Source organism: Marinobacter algicola DG893 (assembly GCF_000170835.1).
Lineage (GTDB): Bacteria > Pseudomonadota > Gammaproteobacteria > Pseudomonadales > Oleiphilaceae > Marinobacter > Marinobacter algicola.
Genome location: NZ_ABCP01000067.1, coordinates 1 through 11,916 on the forward strand (window position 1 = coordinate 1; position 11,916 = coordinate 11,916).

At 59.0% G+C, this 11,916-nt stretch carries 10 protein-coding genes; 4 read left to right on the forward strand and 6 right to left on the reverse strand.

The features are described 5' to 3' along the window. Window positions 1-26 precede the first annotated feature (26 nt). The 5 genes from MDG893_RS19715 to mnmH form a co-directional block, all read right to left on the reverse strand. Window positions 27-392: a histidine triad nucleotide-binding protein gene (locus tag MDG893_RS19715; RefSeq protein WP_007155606.1), complete on the reverse strand. Its 366-nt coding sequence runs from the start codon at window positions 390-392 to the stop codon at window positions 27-29. A 39-nt stretch (window positions 393-431) separates the two neighbouring features. Beyond that, entirely contained in the window at window positions 432-1,718 is a 1,287-nt protein-coding gene (locus tag MDG893_RS19720; RefSeq protein ID WP_007155607.1) for an FAD-dependent monooxygenase, read from the reverse strand. A gap of 86 nt (window positions 1,719-1,804) precedes the next feature. After that, entirely contained in the window at window positions 1,805-2,362 is a 558-nt protein-coding gene (locus MDG893_RS19725; protein ID WP_007155608.1) for an aminoacyl-tRNA deacylase, read from the reverse strand. A gap of 170 nt (window positions 2,363-2,532) precedes the next feature. Then, window positions 2,533-3,369: a mechanosensitive ion channel family protein gene (locus tag MDG893_RS19730; protein ID WP_007155609.1), complete on the reverse strand. Its 837-nt coding sequence runs from the start codon at window positions 3,367-3,369 to the stop codon at window positions 2,533-2,535. A gap of 159 nt (window positions 3,370-3,528) precedes the next feature. Then, window positions 3,529-4,620 carry a tRNA 2-selenouridine(34) synthase MnmH gene (mnmH, locus tag MDG893_RS19735; protein ID WP_040474822.1) on the reverse strand — a complete coding sequence of 364 codons (1,092 nt, stop codon included), beginning with the start codon at window positions 4,618-4,620 and terminating at the stop codon, window positions 3,529-3,531. Between the two features lie 134 nt (window positions 4,621-4,754). Here mnmH and MDG893_RS19740 point away from each other — a divergent pair, with 134 nt between their 5' ends. Next, window positions 4,755-5,420, forward strand: coding sequence for a 50S ribosomal protein L11 methyltransferase (locus tag MDG893_RS19740; RefSeq protein WP_007155611.1), 666 nt, complete (start codon window positions 4,755-4,757; stop codon window positions 5,418-5,420). A gap of 464 nt (window positions 5,421-5,884) precedes the next feature. On the opposite strand, the gene MDG893_RS19745 is transcribed toward MDG893_RS19740, so the two are convergent. Further along, window positions 5,885-6,298 carry a VanZ family protein gene (locus tag MDG893_RS19745; protein ID WP_007155612.1) on the reverse strand — a complete coding sequence of 138 codons (414 nt, stop codon included), beginning with the start codon at window positions 6,296-6,298 and terminating at the stop codon, window positions 5,885-5,887. A gap of 84 nt (window positions 6,299-6,382) precedes the next feature. On the opposite strand from MDG893_RS19745, the gene cysZ reads away from it, so the two are divergent. The 3 genes from cysZ to MDG893_RS19760 all read left to right on the forward strand — a co-directional run. After that, on the forward strand, window positions 6,383-7,138 hold the full coding sequence (gene cysZ / locus MDG893_RS19750; RefSeq protein ID WP_007155613.1) for a sulfate transporter CysZ: 756 nt from the start codon (window positions 6,383-6,385) through the stop codon (window positions 7,136-7,138). A 35-nt stretch (window positions 7,139-7,173) separates the two neighbouring features. Continuing rightward, window positions 7,174-10,038, forward strand: a complete 2,865-nt coding sequence (rapA, locus tag MDG893_RS19755) for an RNA polymerase-associated protein RapA (RefSeq protein WP_007155614.1) — start codon at window positions 7,174-7,176, stop codon at window positions 10,036-10,038. A gap of 103 nt (window positions 10,039-10,141) precedes the next feature. Next, window positions 10,142-11,916, forward strand: a 1,775-nt coding sequence (locus tag MDG893_RS19760; protein WP_007155615.1) for an acyl-CoA dehydrogenase, incomplete at its 3' end; no start/stop codon positions are given.

The following is an 11,916-nucleotide window of genomic DNA, read 5'->3' on the forward strand; positions in this document are numbered from 1 at the left end:
CCCGCTTGCCTCCCCCCAGGCAAAAATCAGGCTTGCTTCATTCGATCGGTATAGGGCGGCCAACCGAGCGGTTTGCCGGCCAGCAGGTGCAGGTGGATGTGGAACACCGTCTGCCCGGAGTTTTCGCCGCAGTTCATGACCGTTCGGTAGCCGTCGTCCGCAAATCCCATCTCTTTCGCCAGCTTGGCTGCCACCCAGTACAAATGGCCGAACAGCTCGCGGTCGGCTTCTTCCATATCGTTGATCGTTGCGATTTCCTTTTTCGGGATAATCAGCAGGTGTACCGGTGCCTGTGGATTGATGTCCTTGAATGCCAGGCTGATGTCGTCTTCGTAAACGATGTCCGCCGGGATTTCCCGGTTCATGATCTTGGTGAAAATGGTTTCCGCCATGATGGTTCCCTGTTGGTGAGTTGAGGATTTTGAATTGGCTTAGAGTTGCTTCATACCCGGTAGCCGCTCCGCCAGTTGGCGAATCAGCGGGGGCAGTTCGTCGTCGATGCCCATAGCGTATTTGGCCACCCGGTTTCTGGCAAATGGCATTGCTTTCGCGGCGCCCAGGCCCAGATTGCGTAATAGGTGTAGCGGCGGCGTGCGGTTGCTGAACAGGTGATAGAACACATCCATCACCATCATCATACGGCGGTTGGCCGGGCGGCGTTGTTGCTCGTATTTGGTCAGCCACTCCGGATCGGCCAGGTCGCAGCCGGCGCGTTTGGCCTCGCGGATGACGGTCTGCAGGCAGTGGGCGTCCTGGAAACCCAGGTTGACGCCCTGGCCGGCCAGCGGGTTGATGGTGTGGGCGGCGTCGCCTACCAGCACGACACGATTGTTCACATAGGTTTTGGCGTGCTGGCGGGCAATCGGGAAGCTGGCTTTGGCTTCAATGTGCGTCAGCAGTGGCAATTCCGGCGGGAAGGCGTTCTGTATTTCCGCCATCAATGCCCGGTTGTCCAGCGATTTCAGGTGCGCTAGTTGCTCCGGCGAGTCATACCACACCAGAGACGCCCAGCTTTCGCCATTGCCAGCGGCATGCAGCGGCAGGAAGGCGCGGGGGCCGGATGGGTAGAAGCCCTGCCAGGTGATGTCTTCCACTGGGCCCTGGTAGCGAACCGAAATGACCATCGCCTGTTGCTGGTACTGATCCTTGGTTACGCCGATGCCCGCCAGTTCCCGGACGCCGGATGCTGCGCCATCGGCGCCTACCACCAACTGGCACTCGAGTTCGGTGCCGTCCTCCAGGGTCACAGCCGCGTGGTGGTCGCCGTTTTCGAGGTGACTGACGGCGTTGTCGGGAAACAGGGAGACCGAGTTCAGAGCCGCGGCGCTGTTCCACAACGCCTGCTGGGTAATGCGATTCTCAACGATATGCCCCAGGTGTCGGGCGGACAGGTTGCTGGCGTCAAACACCACATCGGCGACCTTGCGCGGCAGCAGGTTGCTGAGTGGGTGGCGGGTCTCGTCCCATACCGCCAGGCGGGCGTAGGGTGTGGCACGCATGGCGAGCATGCCGGGCCAGACGTCAAGATCGTTGAGGTAGCGCTCACTGCCGGCGCTCAGGGCTGATACGCGGATGTCCGGAGGCAGTGAGGGATCGAATTCAGGGGCGGAGCCACGGTCAACCAGGGCCACGCGGAAGCCACTGCGGCCAAGTCCGGTCGCGAGGGCAGCACCGACCATGCCGGCACCGACAATCACAATATCAAAGGCTTGAGTCATAACGGGTTCCTGTCTGATACGCCCAGTTTACGCGATGGACGCATCCAGACAAGCCGTCCGGATCAAGCCTGGGCCGGATTTGGGTGTCAGTAACCGGCCAGGTTAGCGGTGGCGCTGCCGGTCAGGGACTCAGCCCTGCGGGCGCGGCCCTTGAGCCAGGCTGGCTTTTGCGCGCCTGGTTTTACAAATCCCTGCTCCAACACCATCGGATGCACCAGTTCCAGAAAATCTGACGTCTTCATGTGGATGGATTCGGTGTGGCTGCCAGCGGCAAAGGCGAGTTCCGGTTGCCGGGTCAGCGCCTCTGCGCAATACACGGACATATCGAACAGGTTGCCGAACGGTGGCATGGCGCCCACTTCGCACTCGGGGAAGCGGTCCTGGAATTCCTGTTCGTCCGCAAGGTCGACAAAATCGGTATCGAGGATGTGGGTCAGTCGGTCCCAGCGGATACGCCAGGTAGCGGGCATGACCAGCATGGCCATTTTGCCATCCAGCTCGATAATGACGGTTTTCACGACCCGGTCGCCGGCGATTTTGACATGGTGGGCGAGTTGCTGGGCGGTGAACGCAGGGGGGTGAGACAGGCACATGTACTCCACGCCTGCCTGATCGAGGTATTCCTTCAACTGCTGTACCGGCATAGTGACAACCTCCTACCAGCAATGACAGCGGTACTGGAACCGGTGGTTTCAATTGCCCCGGCCCCGGTGGTTGGCGATGAAGCCGCTGATGCAACTTCATCGCCATTACTGGTCAGCTTAGTTGAGGCTGTTCAGAATGCGAGTAACAGTGTGTGTTAATGAGATACCAATCACTCTGATTTGTTGTAGACATGCACATCCCGCTGTGGGAACGGAATGGTGATCCCTTCGGCGTCGAACGCCTTCTTCACTTTTTCGTGCATGTCCCAGTAGTACGGCCAGAGGTCATCGGTGGCGACCCAGGCTCGGAACATCAGGTTAACGGAATTATCACCCAGGCTGCCCACGCAAATACGCGGTGCTGGGTCCTGCAGCGAACGCTCGTCTTCGTCGAACAGGCGCTGGAGGATGGCCTTGGCCTTGTCGATGTCGTCGTCGTAGTGAATGCCGAAGGTCATGTCGCAGCGGCGCTTGTCGTAGATGCTGACGTTTACCAGGGTGGCGTTGGACAGGCTGCCGTTGGGGATAACGATACGGCGGTTGTCAAAGGTGTTCACTACCGTGTAGAGAATCTGGATCTCAGCGACGGCGCCCAGGTAACCTTGGGCTTCGATGGTGTCACCGACCTTGAACGGCTTGAAGATCAGAATCAGCACACCGCCGGCAAAGTTGGCCAGGCTGCCCTGGAGCGCTAGGCCAATGGCGAGGCCGGCGGCACCAATGACTGCGATGAAGGACGTAGTTGCGATGCCGATCATCGACGCCACGGAGATCAGCAACATGACCTTCAAGATGGCGCTTATCAGGCCACACAGGAATTTGTTAAGTGTCGGGTCTTTCGCCCCCAGCTTTTTATCGAGAACACCGATACAACGATTGATCAGCCAGAGGCCGAGTACCAGCGTGATGATAGCCAGGACGACCTTGGGGGCGTAGGTCATGACCAACGAGAGTGCCTGGTCCCATAGCTCTGAGGCATTAATGTCGGTTCCCAGAAGATCTTCCATTCAGTGACTCCTTGTTCAGTAGTAGTGGCTTGTTGGTTGAAATCTGACAGGGACAACGGCTGTTCAATTGAGATTTGCCTGCATTTTGTTATAGCAGAGGTTTGTGGCAAACGTACAACATGCGTGTCCGGATTGCGTGGAAGCGCTATACGTTGTAAATCAACGACTGGCCCACCCGATGATGGTTTCCGGCCCCCCCTTCACAACAACGCGGCCCTGCTTCTGGCTAAGCTGATAGTCATACATGGGGTCGTAGTAGTCCTGCAACAGTGCCTCGATCCATTCATGATGCGCACCGGTTTCTCCGGTTTGGTGTTGGCGGTCGAGGGCATTTTCCATCATCAGCCGCAGTCGGCGATGGCGCTCACCGCCGAGGCGTTTGCGGATTCTGTCGAGGGCGCTGAGAAGGTAGTCGCGAAAGTTGAGCCAGCCTGCTTCTGTGCCGTCACGCTCCACGTAGTCGGCCGTCATCTGGTCAACATAGTCTTCGCGGATAATTCGTACTCGCTCCTCGATCGGTTGATCCAGGACCATTAAAGGGGCTGCTGCCATTCGGTTCCTGAGACTTTCCGGCAGGGCGCACCGACCCACCAGTCTGCTTTCATCTTCCAGGTACACCGCCCCGCCGACGTGATGATGGGCCTTGAGCATGGCAACAGCCAGGCGGTTTTCGAAATCAATCTGTGCCGGTTGGGGCGTCACCTGACGGCCGAAGCTGGAGCCACGATGGTTTGCCAACCCTTCAAGGTCAACAGGGTTGGGCAATTGATTCAGCACGCGGGTTTTGCCGGTACCGGTGCGTCCGCTGAGAACAACGAACTCGGACGATGCAGTGAGGGCTTCCAGGCTGTCGATCAGGAAGCGACGCATGGCCTTGTAGCCACCCTGAATGAGCGGAAACTCGATACCGGAGTCTTTGATCCACTGTTGGGTCAGCCGCGAACGCAGGCCGCCGCGAAAACAGAACAGGTAGCCCTGCGGATTGGTGGCCGTAAACCGCTTCCAGGCTTCGATACGCTGCGCCTTTAGGTCCCCTGAAACCAGTTGGTGACCCAGTTCAATAGCCTTGTCCTGACCTTTTTCCTTGTAGCAGATGCCCACCCTGTGGCGTTCCTCGTCGTTCATCAGGGGGGCATTGATCGCATTCGGGAAGCTGCCCTTGCTGAACTCGATCGGGGCCCTTACGTCCATGAGCGGAACGTCGTTCAGGAACAGGGAGAGATAGTCACTGGTATCGGGTCTGGACGGCATGGCAGGTTCGGATTCGTGCGGGAAATGAGGCAGCAGTATAACGAACATGCTGTTTTTTTGCTCGCCTGCAGGTGTACCACCGCGCCGCTGCCGCTACAATGCGTGCCGTATCAGGCCTGTGTCCCGGAGTAACCATGACCCCCGACATTCTGGATCAACATCTTCGGAAAACCCTCAGCCGAGGGCAGGTTGCCGTAACAGCCCCGGCGGGTTGCCCCGACATCTTCCTCTACCTGTTCGACCCAGGGGTACTGGAAGGCCCGTTGAGCCACGAAGAGGCGCAGGCGGTGGTTGCTGAGCCGGCGTACTGGTCGTTTTGCTGGGCCAGTGGACAGGTACTGGCGTCCTATATCCTGGCACATCCACACCTGGTGAAGGGCAAAAAGGTGCTGGATTTTGGATCCGGTTCCGGGGTGGTTGCCATCGCTGCCGCCATGGCCGGGGCGAGGGAGGCCATTGCCTGCGATATCGACCAGGCTGCACTGGACGCGGCCGCGGCGAACGCCAGGTTAAATGACGTGTCGGTGACCCTGAGTGACGATTGGGCAACGCAACCGAGAGATGTGGACGTTGTGACCGCCGCGGACGTGTTGTATGACCCGGAAAATCGCCCGCTGCTGTCCGAGTTCAGGCGCGCCGCGCCTTTGGTGATACTGGCGGATTCCCGCTTGCGGAACCTGGGTGACGATCACTACCGGCAACAGGAAGTGATCGAAGGCCGCACCTGGCCCGACCTGAATGAGTTTGAGGAGTTTAATCGGGTACGGGTGTACCTGGCAGGGCAGGGCTCGATGGCCTGAGAGCGGACGAAAAAAAAGGGCAACCTTTCGGTTACCCTTTCTCGGAACAGGTATCGCGTCCCTGCGCTGTTGGCAACTACCCTGTTGCCGGTTTCCCTTGCCAGTCCCTGGTGCCGGCGTCCGAGCCGGCAATCCGAAGAGGTCTCCCTTAAGCGAGCCATCCCTGTGTCCCTGCTTCTCCCTGCATCCAATTGCCGGGGTGCATCCAGTGCGTCGTCCGTTTCCCTGTCATCCTTGATGTGATCACTATACCAATCGCAGTTTTACAAACATGTGAACTGTGCACGCCAAAGCGACTATGTTGGCAGGGATTCAATTATAAGTTCTTTAATTTCAGTTAATTGAGATGTCGGCGGATGCTCCGGTCAGGGAAGCCTACGTTATGTCGCAGCAAGATCTTACGTGTTTGTAGGAAATGTCTCACACGGATGCGAGTTGATGTCTCAAGTCCGCTGCAAGGTATTTTATTGACGGCTGTCAACCTGAGCGATGGCCCGGTCGTTTTGCGGGTGTGGTCTTATAAATCCGGGACATGGCAGTAACCCGATAGCAATGCCCGCAGCGTCGGCGAGAATATCGGCAATGGCAAAGGTCCGGTAGGGAAGCTGGGCCTGGACAAGCTCAATGCTCAGCCCGAATACCAGCAGGCCAATGACAATCCACAGTTTCCCCAAGCTCGGCCAAGCCAGCCGGGTAACCACCGTCAACTGGAAGAACGCCAGCAGGTGATTGACCTTGTCGCTGGCTGCCGAGGGAATCGGGTAGGGTTGGCTGGTGGTTGCAAGGTAGATGAAGGCGGCGGCCGAAAGAACCAGCATCGCCCGCCAAAAAGGCTGATACTCGAGCAGAATCAGAATGCGTTGCCTCAGGAATGCCATGGTCACCGTCGGGCTGTGGTGGAGTTTGCAACATGATATGCTTTGCGCCCCATCACTGTCATCGAAGCTGAGGTGCTGCGAGGTATGTTGAAAGGTAATTTTTTCCGCGGCCTGGGTTACCTTGGAGAAGGATTCCGGCTGATACGGCAGCCCGGACTGAGATTGTTTGTTGTTATCCCCCTGGTTATTAACATTCTGTTATTCGGCCTCCTGTTCTACTTTCTGGCTGAACTCTTTACAGCGATGATTGCCGCAGCCATGAGCTGGTTACCGGATTGGGCGTGGCTGCAAAGCCTCGACTGGCTGTTCTGGATTCTCTACGGCGTCGTCATCCTGTTGATGTTGGCTTACGGGTTCGTGATCCTGGCGAACCTGATCGGCTCGCCCTTTTACGGTTACCTGGCGGAATTGACGGAAAAGCACCTGACCGGTCAGGTGGTCAGCACCGATGACGGTTGGAGCCAGATTATAAGGGACATCCCCCGTTCTCTCTGGCGGGAGGTGCAGAAAATCCTCTACTACCTGCCCCGGGCCATTGGCCTTTTCATCATCGGTGTTATCCCGGTGGTCAACCTGGTGGCTGCGGTACTGTGGTTTGTCTTCAATTGCTGGATGATGTCGCTGCAGTACGTGGACTACCCGGCGGACAACCATAGGGTCAGTTTCCCGGCCTTGAGGCGCCTGCTGGGTGATACCCGCCTGTCGGCCCTCGGGTTTGGCCTGCCGGTGGCATTGGCGGCCATGGTGCCAGTGTTGAATCTGGTGGTGGTGCCGGCCGCGGTTTGTGGTGCCACAGCCTATTGGGTGCGTGAGAACGGCCCCACGAACACAGACGTATAAAGCAGTTACGGTGAGTTAAATCTGTCGGAGGTTTCTTGGATACATCGGAATTTGTAATTGGTCAGCGCTGGGTTAGCCACAGCGATACCGCGCTTGGCCTTGGTATTGTCACGGATATCTCAGGCCGCCGTGTGACGCTGGGTTTCCCGGCGGCGGACGAGGAGCGCACCTACGCCATCGACAATGCACCGCTGTCGAGGATCATCTACCAGATTGGCGAGACTATCGAAACCTTCGACGGCGAACGCTATACCGTGAGGGCTGTGGAGGATATTGGCGGCGTTCTGATGTATCACGCCGATGATGTCGGGGAAAACCTGATCCAGGTCTCCGAGGTAAAACTCAGCAGTTCTGTGGACTTTTCAGCCCCCCACCAGCGGCTGTTTGCCGGCCAGTTTGATCGCAACGGTGCGTTTCGCCTGCGGATGGCCACCGCGCAACATTTGGACCGGTTACGGGCATCCTCGGCCCAGGGCCTGATCGGTGCGCGCACGCAGCACCTGCCACACCAGATCTATATCGCTCACGAAGTGGCCAAGCGCTATGCCCCTCGGGTTCTGTTAGCAGACGAAGTGGGGTTGGGCAAAACCATTGAGGCCGGCCTGATTCTTCATTATCAGTTGCATACCAGCCGTGCCCGTCGCGTGCTGATCGTGGTGCCGGATTCGTTGATGCATCAGTGGTTGGTGGAAATGCTGCGGCGGTTCCATCTGCGATTCTCGATCATTGATCGCAGCCGGTATGAGGCCATGGAAGATCTGGAGGGGTTGTCGGAAGAGGGTGACGACCTGACCGATGCCGATGAAAATCCGTTCGAGAGTGAACAGCTTGCACTGTGCAGCCTGGATTTCCTGATGACCAGCGAACAGGCTCAGGCGGATGCCGTTGCCGCTGGTTGGGACCTGATGGTGGTGGACGAGGCCCATCACCTGGCCTGGAGCCCGGAGGTGGCAAGCCCTGAATATCGGCTGGTCGAGCAGCTTTCAGACGCCAGCAATGGCTTGCTGCTGTTGACCGCAACCCCGGAGCAGGTGGGGGTGGCCAGCCATTTTGCCCGCCTGAGATTACTGGACCCGGCACGTTTTCACAATCTGGAGACCTTCCGGGAAGAGGAAAAGCAGTACGAAGTGATCAATGGGGTGGTTTCCCATATCCGAGAGCAAGGCATAACCGCTCTCTCCGACGCGGACCGGAAGGCCCTCAAGGGCTGGCTGGGTGATGAGCTTGAAGAGTTGATGGCGTCCCAGGAACCGGCGCAGGCTGTGGTGGACGCCTTGCTGGATCGTCACGGTACCGGTCGGGTGCTGTTCCGGAACACCCGCGCCGCCATCAAGGGATTCCCGGAGCGCCATCCGCTACCGGTTGCGTTACCCTGCCCGGAACTCTACCGGCAAGAAGATGTTTGCCAGGGCGTTGCCGGGTTAACGCCCGAAACGGCCGTGGACGAAGAACAATGGCTGGCGGACGATCCCCGTGTCGCCTGGCTGGAGAAGACCCTGACAGGCCTGAAGCCGGCCAAGGTGGTGGTGATCTGTGCCCACGCTTCGACCGCCATGGCCCTGGAACACTATCTGCAGCTGCGTGCCGGTATCCGTAGCGCCGCCTTCCATGAACACCTGAGCCTGATCGAGCGCGACCGGGCCGCAGCCTACTTCGCCGACACCGAACAGGGCGCCCAGGCGCTGATCTGCTCGGAAATCGGCAGTGAGGGGCGCAATTTCCAGTTCGCCCATCACCTGATCCTGTTCGACCTGCCCGCCAACCCGGATTTGCTGGAACAGCGCATCGGCCGGCTCGACCGGATTGGCCAGACCGACACCATCGACATCCATATTCCCTACCTGCAGGGAACGGCCCAGGAGGTCCAGTACCGTTGGTTTGAGGACGGCTTGAACGCGTTCAACGAAAGTTGCTCCGTGGGTGTCGCTGTGCACGATCACGTGGCCGCGCAGTGGCGAGCCGTGATTGAGGGTGCGACGGACGATCTGCCGGCACTGGTGGATGCCTCCCTTGCCGAGGCCGAGCGCCTGCGTGCGTTGTTGCGCAACGGTCGCGACGCACTCATCGAGCTTAACTCCTGCCGTCCGGACGTGGCAGAGGCGTTGACCAGCCAGATCGAGTCCGAGGAAGAATCTGCCCAGCTCCGTGACTATATGATCGAGGCCTGCGATATCCTCGGCGTTGATGTCGAGGATCATTCCGAGCATGCCGACGTGTTGAGGCCGGGAGAGCAATACCAGGCCGGACACGTGACCGAACTGCCGGAAGACGGCCTGACCGTTACCTGGAGTCGTCAGCAGGCCCTTGAACGTGAAGACATGGCCTTCATGAGCTGGGAGCATCCGCTGGTAACCGGCATCATGGAATCGGTCACCAGTTCCGGGCTGGGTAAGGCAGCTCTGGCCAGTATGACGGTCAAGGCGCTGCCACCTGGCACCCTGTTGCTGGAGGCCCTGTATGCCGTACATTGCCCGGCGCCTGAATCGCTGCAGTTGTCCCGCTACCTGCCGGTCTCGCCGTTGAGGTTGCTGGTGGATGTGAACGGGCGTGACTTGTCGGCAACCCTGCCTCACGACCGCCTCAACGATATGTGCTCGAACATTCGCAGACGGACCGCCCAGGCCATCGTGCCGCAGATTCGCCCGCAGGTGGAAACCATGGTCGATCATGCCGAACGCCTGGCCGAGCCGCATCTGGAGCCCCTGAAAACGTCGGCCCTGGCTCAGGTCAGAGACGTGTTCGGGCCGGAAATCCAGCGTCTTGAGGCGATGAAGAAGGTCAATCCGACCATTCGGAACGACGAAATCGACTTCTTCCGTAAACAGTTGGGTGCCGCAGAGACATTACTGGGGCAGGCCAGCCTGTCCCTGGAAGGCATTCGCGTTATTGTAACTGCCTGATGGTGAACCAGTTGCTGGTCAGAATTCATCTGATCAGGTAGGTTGAACGTAACAGAATGTAGTTTTTGACATTCAAAACCACGGACGACAGAGAGTATCCACGATGACTTTCATACTGTTTCTTGCTGCTGTTACCGGCCTTCTTGTTGTGATGCGCAAGGAATCCGGTGCCAAACCCGCTATCGGGGTGATGGTGGTAACAGGTCTGCTTTCACTGTTTCTGGCGTCGGGTCTACTCGCGCTCATCCTGTTCATCGGCGCCGCCGTTACTGCCGCTGCAGGCCTGCCGGGATTTCGCCGGAGCTGGCTGACCCCACGGGTCTTCGCCATGTTCAAGAAAGTGGCGCCCAAGGTGTCCGATACCGAAAAAGTGGCCCTGGAAGCGGGGACCGTCAGTTGGGATGGCGAGCTGTTTACCGGACGGCCTGATTGGCACAGCCTGCTGATCAACCGCAACACGGGCCTGTCTGAGAAAGAGCAGGCCTTTGTGGATAACCAGTGCACCCAGGCCATTTCCATGTGCAACGCCTGGGACCTGGCCGTGGAACGTGCTGATCTGCCGGCGGATTTGTGGGAGTTCCTCAAGAAAGAGAAATTCTTCGGCATGATCATTCCCGAGGAATACGGCGGCCTGCACTTCTCCGCCAAGGCACAGACAGCGGTGTTGCAGAAGCTGGCGGCCAACGAAATGCTGATGGTCACGGTGGGCGTGCCCAACTCCCTCGGCCCGGGTGAGCTGCTGGTCAAGTACGGCACCGACGAACAGAAGAACCACTATCTGCCCCGGCTGGCGGATGGCCGAGAAATTCCCTGCTTTGGCCTGACCGGTCCCCGCGCTGGCTCCGACGCCACCTCGCTGCCGGATACCGGTGTGGTCTGCAAGGGCGAATTCGAGGGCAAGGAAGTGCTGGGTCTGCGCCTCAACTTCGAGAAGCGCTGGATTACCCTGGCGCCGGTTGCCACTGTGGTTGGGCTCGCCTTCCGCATGTTCGACCCGGACGGACTGCTGGGCGACACCAAGGATTACGGCATTACCTGTGCGCTGATTCCCCGCAATACCAAGGGTATGGAAATCGGCCGCCGGCATTGTCCCATCGGCACGCCATTCATGAACGGCCCCATCAAGGGCACCGACGTGTTCATTCCGCTGGATTACATCATCGGTGGCCAGGAAATGGCGGGGCAGGGCTGGCGCATGCTGGTTGAGTGCCTGTCCGTGGGGCGTTGTATTACTCTGCCATCCGGCGCAGCTGGTGCGGCAGCCTACTCCGTGGGTACCGCTGGCGGCTTCACCCGAGTTCGCCGCCAGTTCAATACACCTGTGGCGGATATGGAAGGCGTGCAGGAGCCCCTGGCTCGCATCGCAGCCCAGACTTACATCGCCCAGTCCGCCGTCAACCAGACGGCGAACCTGATCGACAAAGGCGAAAAGCCGGCCGTGCCTTCGGCCATCCTGAAATACCACCTGACCGAAATGCAGCGTGCGGTGCTGACCGATGCGATGGACGTACACGGCGGAAAAACGGTGACCCTGGGGCCCCGCAACTACCTCGGTATTGGCTTCAGTGGGGCGGCGGTATCCATCACCGTGGAAGGCGCCAACATCATGACCCGCAGCCTGATGATCTTTGGTCAGGGTGCAATACGCTGCCATCCCTATGTGCTGAAAGAGCTGGCGGCCAAAGACAACGATGACATCGACGCGTTCGATGATGCGTTCTTTGGCCACGCCGGCCTGATCTTCGGCAACGCCGCCCGTGCGTTCACTCAGGCTCTGGGCATTGGCAAGCCCGACGTGCCGTTTGATCACGATTCACGCAAATACGCTCAGGGTGTGGCCCGCTTTAGCGCCGCCTTCGGCCTGTGCGCCGACGCCGC

Excerpts from the sequence above, each read along its gene's own strand:
- MDG893_RS19715 (WP_007155606.1), bottom strand. The coding sequence starts at position 392 with ATGGCGGAAACCATTTTCACCAAGATCATGAACCGGGAAATCCCGGCG.
- cysZ (WP_007155613.1), top strand. The coding sequence starts at position 6,383 with ATGTTGAAAGGTAATTTTTTCCGCGGCCTGGGTTACCTTGGAGAAGGA.
- MDG893_RS19725 (WP_007155608.1), bottom strand. The coding sequence starts at position 2,362 with ATGCCGGTACAGCAGTTGAAGGAATACCTCGATCAGGCAGGCGTGGAG.
- mnmH (WP_040474822.1), bottom strand. The coding sequence starts at position 4,620 with ATGCCGTCCAGACCCGATACCAGTGACTATCTCTCCCTGTTCCTGAAC.
- MDG893_RS19720 (WP_007155607.1), bottom strand. The coding sequence starts at position 1,718 with ATGACTCAAGCCTTTGATATTGTGATTGTCGGTGCCGGCATGGTCGGT.
- MDG893_RS19730 (WP_007155609.1), bottom strand. The coding sequence starts at position 3,369 with ATGGAAGATCTTCTGGGAACCGACATTAATGCCTCAGAGCTATGGGAC.
- MDG893_RS19745 (WP_007155612.1), bottom strand. The coding sequence starts at position 6,298 with ATGGCATTCCTGAGGCAACGCATTCTGATTCTGCTCGAGTATCAGCCT.
- MDG893_RS19740 (WP_007155611.1), top strand. The coding sequence starts at position 4,755 with ATGACCCCCGACATTCTGGATCAACATCTTCGGAAAACCCTCAGCCGA.